At 63.8% G+C, this 22001-nt stretch carries 16 protein-coding genes; 9 read left to right on the top strand and 7 right to left on the bottom strand.

The features are described from left to right. Positions 1-578: 578 nt before the first annotated feature. Positions 579-1211, bottom strand: a complete 633-nt coding sequence (locus tag AC13HB_RS10595; RefSeq protein ID WP_482949714.1) for a histidine phosphatase family protein — start codon at positions 1209-1211, stop codon at positions 579-581. Beyond that, a complete protein-coding gene (kdsB, locus tag AC13HB_RS10590; RefSeq protein WP_482949713.1) occupies positions 1211-1990 on the bottom strand; it encodes a 3-deoxy-manno-octulosonate cytidylyltransferase in 780 nt (259 codons plus the stop codon). The genes AC13HB_RS10595 and kdsB overlap by 1 nt, the downstream gene beginning before the upstream one ends. 260 nt (positions 1991-2250) lie before the next feature. Here kdsB and AC13HB_RS10585 point away from each other — a divergent pair, with 260 nt between their 5' ends. From AC13HB_RS10585 to argC, 4 genes are all read left to right on the top strand, one after another. Next, positions 2251-2436 carry a hypothetical protein gene (locus AC13HB_RS10585; protein WP_482949712.1) on the top strand — a complete coding sequence of 62 codons (186 nt, stop codon included), beginning with the start codon at positions 2251-2253 and terminating at the stop codon, positions 2434-2436. A gap of 120 nt (positions 2437-2556) precedes the next feature. Then, a complete protein-coding gene (locus AC13HB_RS10580) occupies positions 2557-3567 on the top strand; it encodes an N-acetylornithine carbamoyltransferase (protein WP_482949711.1) in 1011 nt (336 codons plus the stop codon). Then, complete coding sequence (locus tag AC13HB_RS10575) at positions 3564-4895, top strand: acetylglutamate kinase (protein WP_482949710.1); 1332 nt, start codon at positions 3564-3566, stop codon at positions 4893-4895. The genes AC13HB_RS10580 and AC13HB_RS10575 overlap by 4 nt, the downstream gene beginning before the upstream one ends. After that, positions 4892-5821, top strand: a complete 930-nt coding sequence (gene argC / locus AC13HB_RS10570; protein ID WP_482949709.1) for an N-acetyl-gamma-glutamyl-phosphate reductase — start codon at positions 4892-4894, stop codon at positions 5819-5821. The genes AC13HB_RS10575 and argC overlap by 4 nt, the downstream gene beginning before the upstream one ends. A gap of 1 nt (position 5822) precedes the next feature. Here the strand turns inward: argC and AC13HB_RS10565 are convergent, their stop codons facing one another. After that, positions 5823-7370, bottom strand: a complete 1548-nt coding sequence (locus AC13HB_RS10565; protein WP_482949708.1) for an ArnT family glycosyltransferase — start codon at positions 7368-7370, stop codon at positions 5823-5825. Between the two features lie 319 nt (positions 7371-7689). Here AC13HB_RS10565 and AC13HB_RS10560 point away from each other — a divergent pair, with 319 nt between their 5' ends. The 3 genes from AC13HB_RS10560 to aguB all read left to right on the top strand — a co-directional run bounded on the left by AC13HB_RS10560 (position 7690) and on the right by aguB (position 12910). Continuing rightward, entirely contained in the window at positions 7690-10896 is a 3207-nt protein-coding gene (locus AC13HB_RS10560) for a TonB-dependent receptor (RefSeq protein ID WP_482949707.1), read from the top strand. Positions 10897-10995: 99 nt separating this feature from the next. Continuing rightward, positions 10996-12042, top strand: coding sequence for an agmatine deiminase family protein (locus AC13HB_RS10555; RefSeq protein ID WP_482949706.1), 1047 nt, complete (start codon positions 10996-10998; stop codon positions 12040-12042). A gap of 4 nt (positions 12043-12046) precedes the next feature. After that, positions 12047-12910, top strand: coding sequence for an N-carbamoylputrescine amidase (aguB, locus tag AC13HB_RS10550; protein WP_482949705.1), 864 nt, complete (start codon positions 12047-12049; stop codon positions 12908-12910). Positions 12911-12920: 10 nt separating this feature from the next. On the opposite strand, the gene AC13HB_RS10545 is transcribed toward aguB, so the two are convergent. After that, on the bottom strand, positions 12921-13562 hold the full coding sequence (locus AC13HB_RS10545; protein WP_482949704.1) for a MarC family protein: 642 nt from the start codon (positions 13560-13562) through the stop codon (positions 12921-12923). Between the two features lie 165 nt (positions 13563-13727). On the opposite strand from AC13HB_RS10545, the gene AC13HB_RS10540 reads away from it, so the two are divergent. Then, positions 13728-15350 carry a peptide ABC transporter substrate-binding protein gene (locus tag AC13HB_RS10540; RefSeq protein ID WP_482949703.1) on the top strand — a complete coding sequence of 541 codons (1623 nt, stop codon included), beginning with the start codon at positions 13728-13730 and terminating at the stop codon, positions 15348-15350. Here AC13HB_RS10540 and AC13HB_RS10535 read toward each other — a convergent pair. Continuing rightward, positions 15347-15811: a hypothetical protein gene (locus AC13HB_RS10535; RefSeq protein WP_482949702.1), complete on the bottom strand. Its 465-nt coding sequence runs from the start codon at positions 15809-15811 to the stop codon at positions 15347-15349. The genes AC13HB_RS10540 and AC13HB_RS10535 overlap by 4 nt on opposite strands. Before the next feature lie 1824 nt (positions 15812-17635). Here AC13HB_RS10535 and AC13HB_RS10530 point away from each other — a divergent pair. Beyond that, entirely contained in the window at positions 17636-19504 is a 1869-nt protein-coding gene (locus AC13HB_RS10530) for a P-loop NTPase fold protein (protein ID WP_482949701.1), read from the top strand. Positions 19505-19680: 176 nt separating this feature from the next. Here the strand turns inward: AC13HB_RS10530 and AC13HB_RS10525 are convergent, their stop codons facing one another. Both AC13HB_RS10525 and AC13HB_RS10520 read right to left on the bottom strand, forming a co-directional pair. After that, positions 19681-20733, bottom strand: a complete 1053-nt coding sequence (locus AC13HB_RS10525; RefSeq protein WP_482949700.1) for a 1,9-bis(guanidino)-5-aza-nonane synthase — start codon at positions 20731-20733, stop codon at positions 19681-19683. After that, complete coding sequence (locus AC13HB_RS10520; protein ID WP_482949699.1) at positions 20730-21971, bottom strand: type III PLP-dependent enzyme; 1242 nt, start codon at positions 21969-21971, stop codon at positions 20730-20732. Before AC13HB_RS10520 ends, AC13HB_RS10525 begins: the two co-directional genes overlap by 4 nt. Positions 21972-22001 lie beyond the last annotated feature (30 nt).

Genomic DNA, 22001 nt, shown 5'->3' with positions numbered 1-22001 from the left:
TTCTCGCACCGCTCGAGGCCCGGCCTGGTTCGCCGGGGGTGTGGGGAGTACGGAGCCTGCCCGTCCCTGCTGACTGACCAAAGCAGGGCCCGGTGGTGGCCATCGGTAAGGAGAGGCAGCAAAAGCGCTGACTGTCTGTCCGGACCGGTTTCGAGAGGGAGCCCGTGAGGGCTCCGGTAAATCTCCGTGTGCAGGATGTCCCTGATGTCACTCACACCTACAGCAACACTCCGGCATCAGCCGGCATCCTGCACCCCTCATACCGCCAGGCCGGAAGGTCGTGGCGCTATCGGTGTTTCGTCCTCCCCCGCCGGGGGAGGTGTCCCGCAGGGACGGAGGGGGATGGTGCAGGATGAAGCGCCGAATACCCCCCTTCGACCCGCCGCTTCGCGCCGGCCCACTTCCCCCGGCGGGGGAAGACGAAAGCGGCACTGGAAAGCGCGACCGCGCGCCGGCCCTTGTGGGCCGCCCCATCGGAGGCGTCCGCGAAGCGGACTGCCGTGAGATCGAACAAGCTACCCCCCTTCGACCCGCGGCCTTGCCGCGGCCCACTTCCCCCGGCGGGGGAAGACGAAAGTTCAGCCGAATACGCGCTTCAGCAGTTCCGCTTCGGGTTTTTCGTTCCAGAACAGGCGCCGGCCGGTTTCGCCGTCGATATCGGCCGCGCAGACATGGCCGGTTTTCACCTTGGCATTGCCGTCCTCGCCGTCGAGCGCCGCATGCATGTAACGCAGCACGCCGTTGGAGGTGACGATAAGGGCGATGCCGTCGGTCCGCGCCGCATCCGCCATGGCGGCCAGCGCGTTGGCTTTCAGCGTGGCATCGTCGGGCGTCCAGTCCACGCCGTCCGGGCGGGTGTGGTGCTTGTCCCAGGTGTCCAGCATGTCCTGTCCGTACTCGGCGGCGATCTGGTCGTTGGATTTGCCGCCCCAGGATCCGTAATCGATCTCCTTGAGACGGTCGTCGATCTCGATCTCGCCAGCGAAGCGGGTCAGGCCCGAGACGATCTCGGCAGCACGCCGGGTCCGCTTGAGCGGCCCGCTGATGATGCGTGCGGGGACCAGTCCGGCCTCGCGCAGGGCGACGCCGAGCGAGGTTGCCTGAGCCTCGCCGCTCTCGACCAGGAGCAGGTCTTCCTTCGCGCCGACCCAGACCGGCGTGTCGCCGGGGCCGAACGTATTGCCGTGACGGGCGAGCAGGACCCGGCTCATCAGACCAGCTCCCCCTCGCGAGCGATGATGTCGGCGACGCGCTCCGCATCTTCCGGGGAGTCGACCGACCAGGCCGAACGGCCGCGATAATCGGTCAGCACGACGCGGATCGGGATGCCGTTCTCCAGGGCGCGCAGCTGTTCCAGGCTTTCGGTCAGCTCAAGCGGCGTCGGCGCGAGCGCGACCAGCTGCTCCAGCGTATCCCGGCGATAGCCGTACAGGCCGATATGCTGATAGGTCGGCGTACCCTCGCCGGGCTTGCGGCGGAAGGGGATGACATTCTTGGAGAAATACATCGCATCCATCGCCTTGTTGAAGACGACGGTGGTTCCCGAAGCCGAGCCCTTCGCCTTGTCGGCGCGCATCCGGTCCTCGGTTTCCTTCGGCAGGGCAACGGCCGGCGTGGCCATCTGAAGCGAGGGGTCGGCGCGGAGCGTTTCCGCGACCCCGCCGATCACCCAGGGCGGAATGAGCGGGGCATCGCCCTGGACGTTGATGACGATCTCGGCATCGCTGTCGAGACGGCGTACCGCATCGAGCGCACGCTCGGTGCCGTTGCGGCAGTCGGGATCGGTCATGACGGCCTCGCCGCCGGCCGCGGTCACGGCCTCGACGATGCGGTCGTCATCGGTGGCGACCACGACCCGGTCCACGCCATCCGCCGCAGCGGCAATACGCCAGACGCGCTCGATCATCATGCGGCCGGCAATCTCGGCGAGCGGTTTGCCCGGAAAACGGGTCGAGCCATAACGGGCCGGGATAACGGCGAGAACGGACATGCAGGGCCTCCCAAATACGAGCGTGCCTGTTTCACACCGCCCGGTTCAATTCCACAATACGCAATGCCCGTCGGCTGCAACCCGCAATTGTTACAATTCATCCATGGTGCAGGGACAGGTCTTTGATCCGGCGCGCTTTTCCCTATCGTGCACTCGATCCGCATTCGCCGCAGCGAAGCTGCCGGATTCAAATACAAAGAACGCCGGGCTGTCCGAGATGGCCGACCCGGTCGCAATCTATCAAGCGAGTTGGGAATTCGATGAAGTTTATTGTTTGTATCGCAGGCTCAGCCCTGCTGTTGACCGCGTGCGCCACCACGGACACTGCGGGGGCCGGCGCCGCCGAAGACACTGCCCAGACCCAGGAACAGGACGAGCAGACCACGCGGCGCTGCCGGCGTGTCCGCTCGACAGGCTCGCGTGCCGGAACGCGCGTCTGCGACTAGGCGCCCGGGCGATCCTGTGCCGGCATCGGCATGGGATCGCAACGTCTTGCTATGGACATTGACGACACCCGGTCCTATGGCCGGGTGTTTTCTGTTTTTACGCCTGTTCAGAGGAAGATCATGCGCAATTTCCTGTCCACCGCCGATTGGTCCCGCACCGAACTTCAGGGCCTGCTCGACCGAGCAGCCGCCTTCAAGTCGGGCGAGACGAGCCGATCGCTGGAGGGCAAGTCCATTGCGCTTTTGTTCTTCAACCCGTCGCTCCGAACACGATCCTCCTTCGATATAGGCGCCTATCAGCTCGGCGCCCATGCCATCGTGCTCGACGCGAAGGGCGCGACCTGGCCGCTGGAATTTTCCGACGGCACGGTGATGGACGGGACTGAGGAAGAGCATGTCCGCGAAGCGGCCCGCGTTCTCTCGAGCTATGTCGACCTGATCGCCATCCGCTGCTTCCCCGAGTTCAGGAACTGGGAGGCCGAGCGCGAGGATCCGATGATCACGGCCTTCGCCAGGCATGCCACCGTGCCGGTCATCAATATGGAGACCATCGTCCACCCCTGTCAGGAACTGGCCCTCATGCTGGCGCTGCAGGAACGTCTCGGCACGGTGCAGGACAAGACCTTCCTTCTGACCTGGGTGCCGCATCCCAAACCGCTGAACACCGCCGTGGCCAATTCGGCGCTTCTGATCGCCGCAAAGTTCGGCATGAATGTTCGCATGCTGGTCCCGCACGAAGTCTACCGCCTCGACGACCGCTATATGGACGCGGCCGAGCGCTTCGTGAACGAGGGCGGCGGCTCGCTCGGCATGACGACCGAGATCGAGGAAGCCTATGACGGGGCGGATGTCGTCTACGCCAAGAGCTGGGGCGCGCTGCCTTTCTACGGCAACTGGGCCGACGAGGCGCCTTACCGTGCCAAGGGCAAGGACTTCATGATCACGCCGGAGAAGATGGCGCTGACCAATGACGCCGTCGTCTCTCACTGCCTGCCCATGCGCCGCAATGTGAAGATCGCCGACGCCGTCGTCGACAGTCCGGCCTTCCTCGGCATCGAGGAGGCGGGCAACCGTCTGCATGTCCAGAAGGCGGTTATGGAGGCGCTTGCGCTTCAGGGAGGGGCTGAATGAGCTCAGCTCCCCAGCCGGTGATCCGGCAGACCATCGTGCAATTGCTGTCGCAAATGCGCGACGGCAAGGAAATCCGCGAATACCTCCAGCGCTTCTCCGGCATCGACCAGGAACGCTTCGCCGTCATCAAGGTCGGCGGTGCGGTTATTCGCGACGATCTGGAAGGGCTCGCTTCCGCTCTCGCCTTCCTGCAGACGGTCGGGCTGACGCCGGTCGTCGTGCATGGCGGCGGGCCGCAGCTCGACGATGCCCTGAGCGCCGCGAACATCGCGACCGAACGGGTCGACGGTCTCCGCGTCACCCGCGAGGCGGCGATCCCGATCATCCGCGATACGCTGACCGAAGCGAACCTGGCGCTCGTCGATGCCATCCGTGCTGCCGGCGGCCGTGCCGCGGCGGTGCCGCGCGGAGTCTTCGAGGCGGAGCTGGTAGATTCCGACCGGCTGGGCCGGGTGGGAGAGCCGAGCCGGGTGCGACTGGATCTGGTCGCCGCGGCCGCACGGGCCGGCCAGGCCTCCATCCTCGCCTGTCTCGGCGAGACGCCGGACGGCTGCCTCGTGAACATCAATGCCGACGTGGCCGTGCGCGCACTCGTCCACGCTCTCCAGCCCTACAAGGTCGTCTTCCTGACCGGGACCGGCGGTCTGCTCGATACCGATGGCGACATCATCTCCTCGATCAACCTGGCGACGGATTTCGAGGAACTCATGGCGTCCGACTGGGTCAGTGGCGGGATGCGGTTGAAGATCGAGGAAATCAAGCGCCTGCTCGACGATCTCCCGCTGTCCAGCTCGGTCTCGATCACGCGTCCGGCGGAACTGGCTCGCGAGCTCTTCACGCACGCCGGTGCCGGTACGCTGATCCGGCGCGGGGAGCGGATCATCGAGGCCAGGGACAAGGCCGTGCTCGATCTCGACCGGCTCGACCGGCTGGTCACAATCGGCTTCGGCCGCAAGCCGGTTGCCGGATACTGGGATGAGCTGGTCGTCGACCGGGCCTTCGTCACGGACAGCTATCGTGCGGCGGCGATCACCACGAAGCTCGACGACTGGATCTATCTCGACAAGTTCGCCGCGCTCGACGAAGCGCGCGGCGAGGGGCTCGGCCGCGCGGTCTGGCACCGTTTGACCGAGTATGCCCCGCGCCTGATCTGGCGCTCGCGCACGTCCAACCCCGTCAATGGCTTCTATTTCGAGGAATGCGACGGGGCCGTCCGCCGCGACGACTGGACGGTGTTCTGGCGCGGCGAAGGCGTCGACCTCGTCGAAATCAATGCGCTGGTGGAAAAGATCTTCGCCCTGCCGCCGACGCTGGAGGCCTCCTCATGACCGTGCGGATCGGACTGGTCGGTGCGCGCGGTCATACCGGACGCGAACTCATGCGCCTGATAGCGGGCCGGGAGGATCTCGAGCTCGCTTACGCATCCTCGCGCGAATTTGCCGGGCGGCCTGTCAGCGATATGGCGCCGGAACTTCGCTCGGGGCTCGAATTCGAGGCTCTGCCGCCGGACGAGGTCGGACGGCGCGAGGTCGACGCCCTCATCCTCGCCTTGCCGAACGGCGCGGCCGCGCCCTTCGTGGCAGCGACCGATCCATCCCTGCCGATCGTCGATCTCTCGGCGGATTACCGTTTCGACGATGACTGGGTCTACGGGCTGCCGGAGATCCATGGACGCGACGCCCTGCGCGGCGCCAGGCGGATATCCAATCCGGGATGTTATGCGACTGCGGGTCAGCTCGCCCTGGCACCGTTGCGAGGCCGCCTGTCGGCACCGGCGCACGTGTTCGGCGTGTCGGGGTATTCCGGGGCCGGAACCACGCCCTCGCGCAAGAACGATCCGGACGCGCTGGCCGACAATCTCATGCCCTATGCCCTGACCGGACATATTCACGAGCGCGAGATGGCCCGCCATCTGGGCGAGACCGTCCGTTTCACGCCGCATGTGGCGGCGTTCTTTCGCGGCATCGTGGCGACGGTGCATGCCGAACTCGCCGAGCCGCTGGAGCGCGACGGTCTGCGTGAGCTCTACGAATCCGCCTATGGCGGCGAGCCCCTGGTCGAGATCGTCGACGGTATCCCGGAAGTGCGAGACGGCGCCAACCGGCCCGGCGCCGTCATCGGCGGGTTCGGCCTGTCCGGAGACGGGCGGCACGCCGTGATCGTCAGCGCTCTCGACAATCTCCTCAAGGGCGCCGCGGTGCAGGCGCTGCAGAACCTCACACTCGCTCTCGGACTGCCCGAAGAGACCGGCTAGTTCACTCGCTTGCAGCAGCGTCCACGGCCTGCCAGCGCGTCTCGTAGGCTGCATCGCGTGGTACGCGATCATACCCTTCCGCACGCCAGAGCGTGAAATCGCGGGTCCGGTCGCCATCGAGCGGAACGGCCAGCGATCCGGCGCTTTCGAACGCGGTGAAGTCCTCGCGCATGCGGGGCACTTCCCGCGGACGGTGCGAGACGATCAGCACCGGACCCTCATGGCCGTCGGCAAGCGGCCAGACGTCTTCGGCATGGTTTACCGGCCCGGAATAGCGCAGCCACATGCGCAGCTCGCCCTGCAGTTCCGGTGCATAGCGCTGGGTCTGGTGGAAGACATTGCGGTCGTCGAAGACGATGGCGGTGTAGTCGCTGGCCGAGGCCGCATCGGAAATCGCCTCCGCCGTCTCGCTCCAGGCGCGGATCCGCTTGGTGTCATTGTCCCGGCCGAGCGCCTCGACGAGGGTCGGACTCGCGACCAGGGCGAACATCATCAGGGCCAGGGCTGAGTGAAGGGCAATCGATCCGCCCAGGGCCCATCGACGCCAGGGCCGTCCACGCAGCAAAAAGACGGCGACCAGCAGCGTCGCTGCGACATAGGCGCTGCCAGCCCAGTTGGCATGGGCACGGCTGATGAAGGCCTGGAGGGAGACGACCAGAATCGGCGGCACGACATAGGCCGCGAGCAGGAGCTCGATCCGGTCGGCGCGTCCCGGATGACGGGCGATCCGGTAGACCATCACGACGAGGACGCCGAACAGGACAGGCCCGAAAACGCCGAATTGCTCGGCGATGAAGTCGAGCAGCTCGTCGAAATGGAAAAGGTCTCCGCCCCAGTTCGCATTGGCCGCGGTGTGCGAGACGGTGGCGAAATCGTTGGCGGCATTCCATGCGAGATTGGGGGCTAGACAGGAGAGTGCGATGACGGCCGTGACCAGGCCTTTGACGGACAGCAGCGCCTTGCGCAAGGGAGCGTCGTAGAGTGCGGCCAGGCCGGTTCCCACCACGAAATAGATCATCGCGTATTTCGACAGGAAGCCCAGTCCGATGGCGAGACCGAGCGCGGCGGCAGTCTTCAGCCCTGCGCCATCCCGGAGGTGGAGGACGGCCAGCAGGCCGCCGCTCCAGGCGCACAGGAGAAGCGCATCGGTCGACATCACCATAGCGGACAGCCAGATGCCGGGCATGGTCAGATAGAGGGCCGCAGCCCAGAATCCCGTGCGCGCATCCCAGACGTGCCGGGCGCTCAGGAAGAGAAAGGTGGCCGTAGCCGAATGGAGGAGCGGGGCGGGCAGGCGGACCGCGAAATCGCTGTCGCCGAGCAGTCCGGTCGACAGGGCGATGAGCCAGGCGATCATCGGTGGTTTGGAAAAATAGCCCCAGTCGAAATTCCGCGACCAGATCCAGTACTGGGTCTCGTCGGCATAAAGCTCGACCGGACTCAGAGCGATCCCGGCGATCCGGCCGAGGGCGAAAACGAGAATCAGAAACAGGGCGTTGCGAGCCCAGATCGAGTCGCTCTGGGTGGGGGCAAGCTGGTCGGTGGTCATGGGGTCCGGAACTCGCTGTGAAAGGTGTTACATTTTGGCCGCAGCCTATGCGCTTTTCGCAATCGCGGGTAAAGGGGGCGTGGACAAAAATATGCCTCGTTTTTTTGCCCGGAACCCCCCGATTTTGAGGTTTTGTGCGGCTGCGAACATAAATATAGCGTTTTGCTGCGCTGCGAAGGCGTCCACGCATAAAATCGTATGGTTCGGACTGTCACAAAACCTTCGTGGATACGTCTTGGAAATTTCGAACGGTCGGCGTACGAGGCCCGTGCTTCGTAGGGGGGATGCCCCCTTATCCATCAATCGGGGGACATGTTTCATGTCATTTTCCAAGAAACTTTCACTTGGCACGGCGGCGATCGCCCTGCTGGCCGCGGCTCCGGCTGCGGTCTACGCCCAGGAGACTACCGGCTCCATCCAGGGCATGGTCCAGAGCGCGTCCGGCGCGTTGGTCAACGACGCAACCGTCACCATCATGCACGTGCCGACCGGATCCGTTCGTACGGCGTCCGTGTCCGCGACGGGTTCGTTCTCGACCGAGAACCTCCGTCCGGGCGGTCCGTACATCGTGACCGTGACGGCGCCGGGCTTCGCCGGTCAGCGCGTCGAGGACGTCTATGTCGACCTGGGTCAGTCGACGGAACTCAACCTGACGCTCGATTCCGAAGCGACCGACGTGATCGTGGTGACCGCCTCGGCGATCGACGCGGTTGAAGTCGCTGTCGGTCCGTCCGCTGTCTTCTCGCAGCGTGACCTGGAGCGCCTTCCCTCGATCAACCGGACGATCAATGACATCATCCGTACCGACCCGCGCATCTATGTCGATGAAGCCGATGTCGACGGCATCCAGTGCGCCGGCGCCAACTCCCGCTTCAACTCGCTGACCCTCGACGGCGTCCGCATCAATGACGGTTTCGGCCTGAACCGCAACGGCTTCCCGACCGAGCGCCAGCCCTTCCCGTTCGATGCCATCTCGCAGGTTGCGGTCGAACTGGCTCCGTTCGACGTTTTCTATGGCGGTTTCTCCGCCTGTAACGTGAACGCCGTCACCCAGTCCGGCTCGAACGAGCTGCACGGCAATCTCTGGTACGACTACACTTCCGACAGCCTGCAGGGCGATAGCCTCGAAGGCGTCGGTGTCAATGCCGCGGCGTTCGACGAGACGCGCTACGGTTTCGACATCGGTGGCCCGATCATCGAAGACCAGCTCTTCTTCTATCTCGCCTACTCGAAGCTGGAAGGTGCCAACACCTTCGACCGCGGTCCGGAAGGCTCCGGTGCGATCAACGAAGTTGCCGGTTTCACGCAGGCCGAGTACGACGAGATCCTGGATATTGCCCGCAATATCTACAATTACGATCCGGGCTTCCTGCCGACGAGCTTCCCGAACGAAGACGAAAAGATCCTTTTCCGTCTCGATTGGGAGATCAACAACAACCACCGTGCCGATTTCGTCTTCCTCAACAATGACGGCTTCAACATCACGGAATCCGACGGCGACGCCAACGAGTTCGAATACTCCAACCACCTCTATGAGCGTGGCGCCGAGCTGACCCGTTACACCGGCTCGCTGTACTCGGACTGGACGGACGCCTTCTCCACGGAAGTCCGTATCAGCTTCTCCGAGCTGGACAACCGCCAGAACTCGATCGGCCAGGACGGCTTCGGCGAGTTCCGCATCACGGACAGCAATGATCCGCTGATCGACGGCACCGGCCAGCGCAACACGATCTACATCGGTGAAGACGACTCGCGTCAGTCCAATGAGCTGAACTACGACGTCTTCAATTTCGTGGCGCGCGGTACCTATCGTTGGGAAAACCACACCTTCTCGTTCGGCTATGAGCGTGAGCAGACGGACTTCTTCAACCTGTTCGTCCAGCACACGATCGGCCAGTTCGACTTCGACAGCATCGATGACTTCCGCAACGGTATCCCGGACGACATCGACTACAACAACGCGCCGAGCCTGAACCCGGCCGACGCGGCTGCCGACTGGGGTTATGCTTCCCACGCCCTGTACGTTCAGGACGAGTGGGACTTCGGCAATGGCTTCGTGCTGACCGCCGGCCTGCGCTACGACTTCTACACTTCGGACGACACGCCGAAGGAAAACCCGGACTTCCTGGCTTCCTACGGCTACTCCAATGCCCAGAACATGGACGGTCGCGATCTGCTGCAGCCGCGCGTCGGCTTCACCTGGGACGTCAATGACAACCTCGCCCTGCGCGGTGGTTTCGGCCTGTTCTCCGGCGGCGATCCGAATGTCTGGCTGTCGAACACCTATTCGACCGACTTCATCTCCCAGTTCGGCGTCAATGAGAGCCTGTTCTACGGCGCGGGTTACTCCACGCTGTTCGATCCGGGCATCGTCTACCCGGACGGTTCCGGTCCCGGTTACTCGGTCCCGTCCGAGCTGATCGACGCTGTTGCGGCAGGCCAGGGTTCGCCGGGCTTCGAGATGAACAGCCTCGACCCGAACTTCGAAGTCCCGGGCGAGTGGAAGTTTGCCTTCGGCGGCACGTACAATGCGTACGTTCCCATGGATAACTTCCTGGGCGGCGAATACACCATCAATGCCGACATCCTTTACTCGCGCGACCACAATGCCGCGATCATCACGCGCCGGGACCTGGTCCTGGATCGTGAAGGCCCGGCCGGCTTCCCGATCTACGACTCCGTCAACAGCCCCGGCACGCTGGAGCTCACCAATACGGACGTCGAGGCCGAGGCCCTGAACCTCTCGTTCACGGTCGCCAAAGAGTACGACAACGGCCTCGACTGGGTCTTCGGCTACGCCTACACGGACGCTGAAGACGTTCAGCCGATGACGTCGTCGGTCGCCTTCTCCAACTATGTCAGCCGTGCCTTTGTGGGCGCCAATGACGAGATCGCGGCTCGCTCGAACTACAACATCGAGAACCGTTTCACCCTGAACGTGAACTATGGTCACGAGTTCTTCCAGGACTACGAAACGCGCTTCAGCCTGTTCGCTCTGGCCTCTTCCGGCCGTCCGTTCAGCTACACGATGGAAGCGCGTCGCGGTGGCAACCTGACCTTCTTCAACCCGTTCCTCTCGGGCGATAACTGGCTGCTCTACGTTCCGACCGGTCCGAACGACCCGAACGTGGATCTGTCCGCTATCGACGCCAACGCATTCTTCGACTTCATCGAGGAATCCGGCCTGAGCGGCTATGCCGGCGGCTTCGCCCCGCGCAATGGTTTCGAAGGTGGCTGGTGGACCAAGGCCGACCTGCGCATCACCCAGGAATTCCCGGGTCTGATGGATGGTCACCGTTCGCAGTTCTTCATCGACATCGACAACTTCACCAACCTGCTGAACGACGAGTGGGGCATCCTCAACGAGGCTGGCTTCCCGCGTCGCAACCGCGTGGTTGATGCGGAATTCCTGTCCACCGGCGGCAACCAGTTCGTTTACACGAACTTCAATGCCCCGACGACGGAAACCCGCGTTGGCGGTGCCTCGCTGTGGTCGGTTCGCCTCGGCGTTCGCTACAGCTTCTAAGCTGAAGCACACAGCTGTGTATCCGGAAGGGCGGCCGTTAGTGGCCGCCCTTCTTTTTTGCGCTCGCCACCGGGAACGCTGCGTGATAGAGGCGCGGGCATGAGCGTCATTGCCTTTCCGGGCGCCCGTCCGCCCCTTGAAATTCCGCACGAAACCGCGCCGGTCCGGCGCATCTTCACCTGCTGGCCGGCGGCTGCCGATCTGTGGGAGGAAGACCTCGAACCGGCCCGCCAGGAGTTCGCGCGATTCCTCCATCTCCTGTCAGAACCCGCCCATGGGGGGGCCTCGGTCCGGCTCACCGTTCTGGCTGCGACGGAAGAGGCCGCCAGTTCGGCCCGAACAATGCTCGATCGGCCGGTCGAGGTCGTGCGCGAAGCCTATGGCGATGTCTGGACCCGCGATACCGGGCCGGTCTTCGTGCGCGAGGGCGGTCGCGATATCGCCGTGCGTTTCCGGTTCAATGGCTGGGGCGGCAAGTATGATCTGCCCGGCGACAGGACGGTCGGCGCCGCCATCGCGAAACGGGCCGGGGCAGAGCTTCGCGAAATCGACCTCGTCGCCGAGGGCGGAGCGCTGGAATTCGACGGGGACGGAACTGTACTCACGACGCGCCAATGCCTGCTCAACCCCAATCGCAATCCGGGCCTCACGGAGGCCGAGGTGGAGCAGTGTCTCATGGAAGCGCTGGGCGTGGACAAGGTGCTCTGGATCGATGAGGGCCTGCACGCCGATCATACGGACGGGCATGTCGACAATATCGCCCGCTTCGTGAAGCCGGGCGTGGTGATCTGCCAGGCGCCGTCTGCGCCCGACGACCCTCAGGCCGATGTCCTGGTCTCGATCCGGCGGCAGCTGGAGCGCATGACCGATGCGAAGGGCCGGAAGCTCCAGGTTCACACCATTCCTTCGCCCGGCAAGGTGGATCTCGGCGATGGCGAGGTCGTGCCGGCCAGCCACATGAACTGGGTGATCGGCCCGCGCAATGTCGTGGTGCCGACCTATGGCACGCCGAGCGGGACCGACGCTGTTGCGGCCCTGCGCCGTCATTTCACCGACCGCGACGTGGTCGGATCGCCCTCCGGCGCCATCCTTACCGGGGGCGGCGCCTTTCATTGCGTAACCTGTCACCAGCCTGCCGGAGACTGACCTCATGAGCCGGACCATCAAGATCGCCGCCCTTCAGTCTAGCTATGGCACCGACATGGCGGATAATATTTCCCGGACGAGGGAGATGATCCGAGAAGCTGCGGCCGGAGGGGCGCAGGTGATCCTGCCCCCCGAGCTCTTTCAGGGACCCTATTTCTGCAAGGTTCAGGACGAGCGCTTCTTCGCCGAGGCCTATCCGGCGATGGAGCATCCCTGCGTGACGGCGCTGGCGCCGCTGGCGAAGGAGCTGGGCGTGGTCATCCCGGTTTCGATCTACGAGAAGGACGGGCCGCATTACTACAACTCGCTGGTCATGCTGGACGCGGACGGCGAGGTGCTGGGCGTTTATCGCAAATCCCATATCCCCGACGGGCCGGGCTATATGGAGAAGTTCTACTTCCGCCCCGGCGATACCGGTTTCCGGGTCTGGGATACGAAGTTCGGACGTGTCGGCGTGGGCATTTGCTGGGACCAGTGGTTCCCGGAAGCCGCCCGGATCATGACCATGATGGGCGCGGAAGTCCTGCTCTACCCGACCGCGATCGGGTCCGAGCCTCATGATGACAGTCTCGACACGGCGATCCGCTGGCAGCGGGCCATGCAGGGCCATGCGGTGTCCAACGTGATCCCGGTCATCGCCGCCAACCGGATCGGCGACGAGGACGGGCAGGTCTTCTACGGCTCGTCCTTCGTAGCCGACCATACCGGCGAGAAGCTGTCCGAGCTGGGACGCGAGGAGACGGGGATCGTCGCCGCCGAGTTCGATCTCGACTTCCTGCAGCGGCACCGGGCCGCCTGGGGCTTCTTCCGGGACCGCAGACCGGACCTTTACGCGCCCTTTTTCACGCCGGGCGGCACGGCTCCGTAGAGCCGGCCGGTCAGCCGCCCATCAGGGCGCCCTTGATCCCGTCGAAGATGAATTGCGCGGCGAGGGCGGCGAGGATGACGCCGAGGATCCGCGTGATCATCGCAGCCATGCTTTCGCCGATGAAGCGCATGACCGGGCCGATGGCGAGGAAGACGATCAGGCAGATCAGCAGGTTCACGCCGGCGCCGCCCATGATGACGGCACGCTGAAGCAGGTTTTCCGCCTCGGACATGAAGAGCATCATGGTCGCGATCGCGCCGGGACCGGCGAGCATCGGGATGGCCATGGGGAAGACGGAGATGTCGTCGAGCACTTCCGGGTGCGTGTCGTGCTCCTCGGCGATCTTCTCGGCGCGCTCCTCGCGGCGCTCGGTGCGCTTTTCGAAGATCATTTCCAGCGCCATCAGGAAGAGCAGGACGCCGCCGGCGGCGCGGAAGGCGTCGAGGCTGATATGCATGGCATTGAGCAGCCAGCCGCCACCGAGGGCGAACATCACGAGCACGCCGGTCGCGATCACCACCGACTTGATCGCCATGTTTCGGCGATGGGATTTCGGACTGTCTTCGGTCAGCGCCGCGAAGATCGGGGCGACGCCCGGCGGGTCGATGGCCACGAAGAAGGTGACGAATACGGAGGTGAAAAGTTCAAGCATGTCGATACGTCCTGTCTGAAGGCCCCCATAACGCCGCATATCTTCGAGGTCACGGACTTTTTTGCCGGCGTCCCGCATCTCCGATTTGCGAAAACGCGGGGACCGGACGCTTCCGTCTTGCGCATTGCGGGAGGCTGCTCCACGCTCGGTTCGGGGGAGAGCGTGATGATGACATCCGGACTTTGGTCGATGCGGGCGGCGGCCTGTCTTCTCGGTGCGAGCCTGCTGGCGGCCTGCGGCAATGGCGGCGGCGGGGACGACGCGACCACCCTGCACCGGGGCAATCGTATCGAGCCTTTGAGCCTCGATCCCGACATCGCCCATATCATGGACGAGCGGACCATCGTCGCGGACCTGTTCACCGGGCTTTACGAGCCCTCCGCCGAGGGGCGCCCCCTGCCGGCGCTGGCGATGTCCGCAGAGACCTCGCAGGACGGCCGCACCTGGACCTTCGGTCTGCGCGAGGCGAACTGGTCGGACGGCGAGCCGCTGACTGCGGAGGATGTCGTCTTCGGCCTGCGCCGGGCGCTCGATCCGGCGACGGGCAACCAGTATGCGGCCCCGCTTCTCATCATCGACAATGCCGAGGCGGTCTATGCCGGACGCCTGCCGCCGGAGGCGCTCGGCGTTACCGCGATCGACGCGGCGAGGGTGGAGATCCGGCTGGAGAGCCCGGCGCCCTATCTGCCCTCCGTCCTGATGTATTGGGGGCAGCCCGTGCCGCGTCACGCCGTCGAGGCCCATGGCAGCGAGTGGATCCGGCCGGAAAACATCGTCACCAGCGGTGCCTTCACCCTGGCCGAATGGCGGCTCAACAATTTCATCCATCTCGAGGCCAACCCGGAATTCTTCGCTGCCGAAGAGGTCTGCCTCACGGACGTCTATTACTATCCGACCGTGGATACGGCCGCGGCCGAGCGGCGCGTGCGGGCGGGCGAGCTCGACCTCAACAATGAGTTCTCCAGCGGCAATACGGGCTTCCTCCAGTCCCGCCACCCCGAACTGGTCCAGGCCGTGCCCGGCCTGACCCTGCGCCATATCGGCTTCAATACCGATCGCGCGCCCTTCGACGATGCCCGCGTGCGCAATGCGCTCTCCATGGCCGTCGACCGGCGTTTCATCACCGGCGAGGTGCTCGCCGGACTGGACGTGCCGGCCTGGCGCGTCACCCCGGCGGGCCTGTCCGGCCGGCGCGAGGATGTGGCGCTGGGCTTTCGCGACACCGACATGCAGACCCGCCGCGACCTCGCCCTGCGCCTGCTGGAGGAGGCCGGGTTCGGACCGGACAATCCGCTGCGCTTTACGGTCTACTATCAGCCCGCCAGCTCATGGCCGCGCATCGTGCCGGTCGTGCAGCAGGACTGGATGGAGCTGGCGCCCTGGATCGAGGTCGAGCTGGTCAGCCGCGACAGCCAGCTCCATTACGACGCCATGCGTGCGGGCGACTACCAGGTCGCGACCTCCGGCTGGGTGCCCGATTTTGACGATCCCTATGCCGTCCTCCTGCAATGGGAGAGCCGCGCGGGCGAGATCAATTATTCGCGCTGGACCGATCCGGACTATGACCGCCTGACCGACGCCGCCCTGCGCACCGACGATCCGGACGAGCGGGCCGATCTTCTGGCCGAGGCCGAACAGATCCTGCTCGACGCCTCGCCCGTCATCCCGGTCTTCTTCCAGGGCAATACCCAGCTCGTCGGCCCGCAGGTCTCCGGCTGGATCTCCAACCCCGCCGCGATCAATGTCAGCCGCTGGCTCTGCGTGAACCGGGAGGCGGGCGCCGGCTAGAGCGCGGCATCCGCCCCGGCCTGCTGGCGGGCCTCTTCGCACTCCCTGGCGTCCGCCTCGTGCCACTGCTCGACGACCGCATCGATCAGCATGCCCGCTTCGGTCTCGTCCTCCGGCTCGATGCCGCTGAGGAATTGCGCCATGTCCATGAGCTGGTCGTGGCGGTCTTCTTCCCGTTTGCGGTCGGCTTTCAGCACGGCGAGCCCGCGGCCCAAGCTGACGAAGCGTCCGGCGATGGACAGCCAGCGTTCTGCCTTGCGCATATCGTCCTGCCCGAGCGCGCGCTGGCCGAGCGCCATGGCGCTCCAGGCCGCCTTGTCCGGCGCCGCGGCGCGCGGATAGATCAGCCGGGTCACCGGCGGCAGCATGATATCGGGCGGCAGGACCGGATCGGCGGGCAGGACGGCGCGATGGCGGCGGTGGCGCAGTTCGCTCTGGCGGTGGTGAAATCTCTCGGACATGGAAAGCTCCTCGGGCTCGGATCGGCTTCCTCCGCCTGGCGGGGAAGCGGGCCGGCGCATCGCGCCGGATCGAAGGGAAAAACAGGTCGGGCGCCACGGTGTCGTCACCTGGCGGTATGAGGCGTGCGGGATGCCGGCTGATGCCGGATCGTGTGTAGGTGTGAGTGACATCAGGGACATCCCGCACACGGAGATTTGTCGGGCCCCTCGCGGCGCCCCTCTCGAAACCGGCCTGGACAGACAGTCAGCGCTTTTGCTGCCGTTCCGAGCCGATGGCCTCACCGGATCCGGCCGCGGTCAATCCGGCCGGAGCGGGCAAGCTCCGCAATCCCCTCACCCCCGGATAACCGGTCCGGGCCTCGAGCGGCGAAGGGACGAGAGGGATTATGAGGGAGACGGGAAGGGCGGGGATAAGGTCGGGTGATGGCTCCATGAAATACCACCACTCATTGTCATCCCGGACGCATGCCCGGCCTTGAGCCGGGCGGAGATCCGGGACCCATAATCCCGGTGCCGGCCGGAAGAAAGCGCAGCGTGGATAGCGAGCGCGCTTCCGTCAAAATTCCGCGTCTATGGGTCCCGGATCTGCACCCGGATCGCTCCGCGTCCGGGTATCCGTCCGGGATGACAAGTGCGCAGTTTTCCAGGTCCTTCCCCTTCGATGGGGTGGTGGCTCGACGCGAAGCGGCGAGACGGTAGGGGTGAAACGCGCAGCGTTCCGGATCTTTGAAGGGTCACCCACTCCACCACGCCTCCGGCGCGGTCCCTTCGTCGCGTCGAACAGTCCCCCGGACTGTTCTTTAGCTCCTCAGCGCCCATCAAGGGCGAGGACCTGGAGCCGTTATCTCCCCGATCACCACCCATTTCCCCCGGACCCCTTAAGAGCCAGGCTCGCACACGCTTCCGAGGCCCCGGCACAAGGCCGGGGGAATTGGAGTTTAAGGAGGCGCGGCACCAAACCCCTCTCCCCCGGGCGACAGGATTTGTCCTGGCCACCTGCCATGCTGACAATGACAGCAAGGAAAGGTCACATGCCGGACATCTGGGACATACTCGTCAAACTCGCGGAACTGGTTCTGATCCTGTTCGTCCTGATCATCCTCGGGGCCTTTTGACGCGAGCCGGACTCGCAAACCCGCCCCTGAACCTCTCCGAGGTCCTTCCCCTCGACGGCGAAGGAGGGACGGAAGGGGTGAAACGCGAAGCGTTCCGGCTTTTGTGGAAGTCACGCGCTCCCATCAGGGGCGAGGACCTGGCGCCGTTCTCTCCCCCAATCACCACCACCTTCCCCCGGACCCCGTTCCGGGGCCTCGGAAACCCCGGAGAGCCTGGCTCGCAAACGCTTCCGAGGCCCCGGTACAAGGCCGGGGGAAGCGGAGTTCGAGGAGGCGCGATATTGAACGCCCTCTCCCTAGGGAGAGGGTCCGCCGCCCTGGCGGCGGGGGAGAGGGGGAAGGCACCGCCGGAGCAGGCCTGTCCACACCGGGATTACCCCCTCATCCGCCCTTCGGGCACCTTCTCCCAGGGGAGAAGGGGGGCAGTCATGTCCATTGAGTTCGATCGGGGGACTTCGAAGTGACCCACCGCGCGCGGCGCAAACCCGCCCTTCAACATCTTGCCGGGACGGCGCTGGGCCCTTGCGGCCCGCTGGCTGGTATGAGGTTTGGGAGAAGCTTTGCGCTTAGCGTCTTCGCGACATCTCCAATATCATATCTGTGAGCCAACTTTCCCGAGTATCCCGTTGAACAAGAGTCCCTAACCGGCATACCTATAGAAATTTGGTAGATGTAAGAAATCCAATCAGATTTTATATGCGGTTTTATCATGGATCCTAACGCGGCTCTGAAACAGACAGTTCGAGAATTTCTTGAGCGAGATATACCGCCACACTACGGACTTCTAATCACGGGTGAGTGGGGAGTGGGCAAGACCCACATCATTAAATCCCTCCTCCAGGAGCGCGATGAAGATCCGCCTAGTTTCTACATCTCTTTGTCCGGCTGCGCCTCGAAGGCTGATTTTGATCAGGCGCTTTTCAGCGCTGTCTATGGCCACTTAGATAATCCGATCACGCAGCTCCTCGGCACTGCGCTCAAAGCGGCCACCAATGCTGACGCTGCTGACTTCAAGCGGTTCCTCTCAACCACGCAGCAGGGGGCATACGTTTTCGATGATCTGGAGCGCGCTAACGGGATGAGCCTCATCGAACTGCTGCGCCACGTAAACGAACTCGTAGAGCATAGCTCGGCGCGCGTGATCGTCGTTGCAAATCCAGAAACAGTCGAAGCTGACGATTTGGCTGTATTCAATGCGCAAAAGGAAAAGACCATCGGACGAACGCTCAAAGTACGGCCCGATTTGGACGCTGCCTTTGAGTGTTTCGTCGACGGTGTGTCGAGCGAACCGGTACGTACCCTTTTCCGGCGCGAAGCGGACGCCTTGAAAGATGTCTTTCGCGCTGCGGGGCGACATGTTTTGGATGAGGATGGTCAGCCTCGGTTGGAGAGAGAGGCTGGATTTAATAATTTGCGCACGCTCCAGCAGGCGCTCTGGGATATCGAGGCTATCTTGATGACGCAGCCCGACTTTGCGACCGCTGACTCCTCGCGGCTTCGTGCGTTCGTAGAATACATTCTGGTCATGGCTGTGCACACCAAAAACGGGAATTTATCGGAGGATAATCTTCCCGAGAATCGCGACACTGTGCAAATGCGGAAGTTCGCCAATGTCAATCTTCCCTACGAAGCCGATCATCCTGATGTGGACTTGGAAACTATTCACCTACGGAAACACGCGCTCTCCGACGCACTCTTTCGCGGACATTTTGATGCAGACGCAATCGGTGAAGATTTTCAACGAACTGTTACGCCACAACCATCGGCAGATACGCCGCCTTGGCTCATACTGATGGAGTTTTTCGAGCGACCTCGTGACGAGGTGGATGAAGCCGTGGATCGACTACACCAACAACTCGCCAATTACGAAATCACGGAGCTGGGTGAAATTCTTCATGTCGTTTCACTTCGGCTCTGGCTGGCGGATATCGAGGCCATTGAGGAAACCGCACAATCGGTACAGGAACAATCGATCGACTACATTGATGAACTTGCTCGACGCGGGACTTTGCCCGCATTGGATGGCGATCACTACGATCGGCAATTGCAGAGTTATGGTGGTTGGCGGATCACCGAGCGTGAATTCCTCAGTCGGGTTCGTTCTCACCTCCAATCGAAGGCAGAAATTGTCTACGCCGGCCAGTTAGACGCCAAAGGTCAAGAAATGCTCGACGCGCTTCCGCAGGCACCCGAGCTTGTTAGGGATGCCTTGGTTGGAGCTGGCAACCCCGATCCGAATTATGCGTTTCTCCCAATCTTGGCTCATGTTGACCCGGAAGCATTTGCTGCTGCGTTGTTAGCGTTGCCAGTTCCGGAGCAGCTAAAAACCGGAAATTCTATTGGCGTACGGTATGCTATTGAGCGTGTTCGACATGAGCTGCGGGCAGAAGAAACATTTGTGCGCGGGCTCGACGCGGCAATAGGTGCAGCAGCAAACGGTGATGATCTTTCTCCGATTGAGAAGGATCGCCTCCGCAAGCTCAGGCAATGGTCGCTCTCTGAGGCTATCCAACATTTCGACGCTGCTCGCGATCGTGAGGCGGAAGCTGCTGGCGACGACAGCGCAATTTCTAACTAGAAATTGACGCTAGGCATTGCTTTCATCACGATGCTGTATGTTGAAGGTCAATGCCTTGGCCTCGGTGTCGTCATAAGCTGGGTGTGGCATTCTCAATCGTGATGGTCCTGCCTCCCCAAAACAAAAAGCCCCGGCACAAACGCCGGGGCTTTTCTCATTCAAACCGAACCTAACGCCTAGTCCTCAAACATATCCCCGAACCGGCGACGCTCGCGCTTTTCCCAATCCCGCTTGTGGAACACGCTCGACGCAATGACCGGGGCAACCGTGGAGGCTTCGGCGAAGACCATCTGTTCCAGGGCCACGTCGACCTTGCCCCAGGAGCAGGCTTCCTTGAGCGTGGAGGAGGAGCAGGCGCCGTCGCGGACGTCGGCGACGGTGATCTGGACGGCATAGGCGTGCATGGGCACTTCCTCGCCGAGGATTTCCGCGCACACGACGGTGTCCTGGGCGAAGTTCTTCGGCACGCCGCCGCCGACCATGAAGAGGCCCGTCGTGCCGGCCTTGATCTTGATCTCGGTCAGCTCGCGGAAATCGGCCACGCTGTCGATGGAGAGGTAGGGCTTGTCGGCCTTCATGCGCTCGACCTGGTGCTTGACGAGGCCGAAGCCGGCGGAGCAGTCGGAGAAGGCCGGGCAGAAGATCGGCACGCCCTGCTCGTAGCATTCCTGCACGAGCGAGCCTTCCTTCTTGGCATTGCCCTCGGCCAGCCATTTGCCCATCGCCTTGATGTAGGAGCGCGAGGAGCGCGGTCCCGGCTCGAGCATGTCGGCGATTTCCTGGGTGACGTGGTCGCAGGCCTGCAGCTCTTCCTCGTCGATATAGGTGTCGTAGATGCGGTCGATATAGAGATCGCGCAGCTCCCGGTCGTCCGGGATTTCCTTGGCCTGGTAGTGCTTGAAGCCGAGGGCCTCGAAGAAGTCCATGTCGACGATGGAGGCGCCGGTCGAGACGATGGCGTCGACCATGTTGTGGCGGACCATGTCGCGCCAGACATGCATGCAGCCGCCGGCCGAGGTGGAGCCGGCCAGGGTCAGGATGACCGAGCAGTCCGGATCGGCCACGGCCTGTTCCAGGATGCGGGCGGCGCGCGCGGCGTCGCGGCTGGTGAAGGACATCTTCTCCCAGCTGTCAATCATCTGGCGGCCGTCGAAACCGGTAATGTCGATATGCTCGATCGGCGAGGAAAGGAGCTCGGCCTTGCGGTTCGAGTTGGAAGCGTCGGTCATGCGCGTCTCCGGAGTTTGGGGCGGCGCCGGCGGGCGCGCGCGAACGGAATGATGGTGGCGTCGTCCTCGCCGGTATGGCGATCCGGCTGGACGTCGAACATGGAGGGCCAGGGCATGTCCTCGACCGTCACCCGGTCGATGGCGCCGAAGCCGTTGAAATTGGTGGCCAGCGCGGTGCCGTAGGCGCCGAGCATGCCGATCTCGATGATATCGCCCTCGGCGATGTCCGCCGGCAGCTCGAAGGGGCCGGGAATGGCGTCCATCGAGTCGCAGGTCGGGCCGAAGAAGCGGAAGGCGGCGGTCTGCTCGCCGGGATCGCCCTTGGCCCGGTGCAGGCGCACCGGGAAGGGCCATTTGGCGTGCGTCGCGTCGAACAGGCGGCCATAGGCGCCGTCATTGAGATAGAGCGCGTCGCCCTTCACCAGCTCGACCCGGGCCAGCACCGACTCGCCCTCGGCGACCAGGGCCCGTCCGGGCTCGCACCACAGATCGGCGTTCTCCAGCACCATCATCTCCTCGAAGGCGTCCTCGATCGCGCCGACGTACTCGTCCATCGGCGGCGGGGTCATGCCCGGATAGATGGAGGGGAAGCCGCCGCCGACATCGACGATGTCGACCGTCACGCCCGCCTGCACGATCAGGCGGGAGGCTTCCGACATGGCCGAGCGATAGGCCGAGGGCTGCATGCACTGGCTGCCGACATGGAAGCTCACGCCCAGCTCGTCCGCATGCGCGCGGGCGGTGCGGATCAGTTCCGCCGCCTCGTAGGCGGGTACGCCGAACTTGCCGGCGAGCGAGAAGACGGCGCCGTCATTGGACACGGCGAGGCGTACGATCAGGACCAGGTCCCGCGCGTAATTCGTCTCCTCGACGATCTTGAGAAGCTCCGCTTCGCAGTCGAGCGCGAAGATGCGCACGCCGAACTCGTAATAGGCGCGGCGGATCGCTTCGCGGGATTTGACCGGATGCAGGAAGGCCATGCGGGCATCGGGACAATGCTCCGCCACCAGCTGGATCTCGGGTATGGACGCCACGTCGAAGAAGCGCATGCCGTTGGCATGCAGCGTCTCGAGCATCCAGGGACTGGGATTGGCTTTGACAGCGTAGAGGACTTCGCCCGGAAAATTGTCCTGGAACCACTGGCTTGCCTTGGCCACGCGATCAGGACGTACACAGACGACCGGATTCTCTACGTGCCGCGAACGGACCAGGTCCAGGGGAGTATGGTACGTGTGCAACTCACGTGACCCCCTGTTGGCAGTTAACCC

Source organism: Maricaulis sp. B-26, from assembly GCF_056857855.1.
Note: the sequence above shows the minus strand (reverse complement) of the source record. Positions and strands in the feature narration are given on the sequence as shown.

Bases quoted from the DNA above. Each gene is read 5' to 3' on its own strand.
- AC13HB_RS10525 (WP_482949700.1), bottom strand. From the start codon at position 20,733: ATGACCGACGCTTCCAACTCGAACCGCAAGGCCGAGCTCCTTTCCTCG.
- AC13HB_RS10540 (WP_482949703.1), top strand. From the start codon at position 13,728: ATGATGACATCCGGACTTTGGTCGATGCGGGCGGCGGCCTGTCTTCTC.
- AC13HB_RS10580 (WP_482949711.1), top strand. From the start codon at position 2,557: ATGCGCAATTTCCTGTCCACCGCCGATTGGTCCCGCACCGAACTTCAG.
- AC13HB_RS10530 (WP_482949701.1), top strand. From the start codon at position 17,636: ATGGATCCTAACGCGGCTCTGAAACAGACAGTTCGAGAATTTCTTGAG.
- argC (WP_482949709.1), top strand. From the start codon at position 4,892: ATGACCGTGCGGATCGGACTGGTCGGTGCGCGCGGTCATACCGGACGC.
- AC13HB_RS10535 (WP_482949702.1), bottom strand. From the start codon at position 15,811: ATGTCCGAGAGATTTCACCACCGCCAGAGCGAACTGCGCCACCGCCGC.
- aguB (WP_482949705.1), top strand. From the start codon at position 12,047: ATGAGCCGGACCATCAAGATCGCCGCCCTTCAGTCTAGCTATGGCACC.
- kdsB (WP_482949713.1), bottom strand. From the start codon at position 1,990: ATGTCCGTTCTCGCCGTTATCCCGGCCCGTTATGGCTCGACCCGTTTT.
- AC13HB_RS10545 (WP_482949704.1), bottom strand. From the start codon at position 13,562: ATGCTTGAACTTTTCACCTCCGTATTCGTCACCTTCTTCGTGGCCATC.
- AC13HB_RS10560 (WP_482949707.1), top strand. From the start codon at position 7,690: ATGTCATTTTCCAAGAAACTTTCACTTGGCACGGCGGCGATCGCCCTG.
- AC13HB_RS10595 (WP_482949714.1), bottom strand. From the start codon at position 1,211: ATGAGCCGGGTCCTGCTCGCCCGTCACGGCAATACGTTCGGCCCCGGC.
- AC13HB_RS10575 (WP_482949710.1), top strand. From the start codon at position 3,564: ATGAGCTCAGCTCCCCAGCCGGTGATCCGGCAGACCATCGTGCAATTG.
- AC13HB_RS10565 (WP_482949708.1), bottom strand. From the start codon at position 7,370: ATGACCACCGACCAGCTTGCCCCCACCCAGAGCGACTCGATCTGGGCT.
- AC13HB_RS10585 (WP_482949712.1), top strand. From the start codon at position 2,251: ATGAAGTTTATTGTTTGTATCGCAGGCTCAGCCCTGCTGTTGACCGCG.
- AC13HB_RS10555 (WP_482949706.1), top strand. From the start codon at position 10,996: ATGAGCGTCATTGCCTTTCCGGGCGCCCGTCCGCCCCTTGAAATTCCG.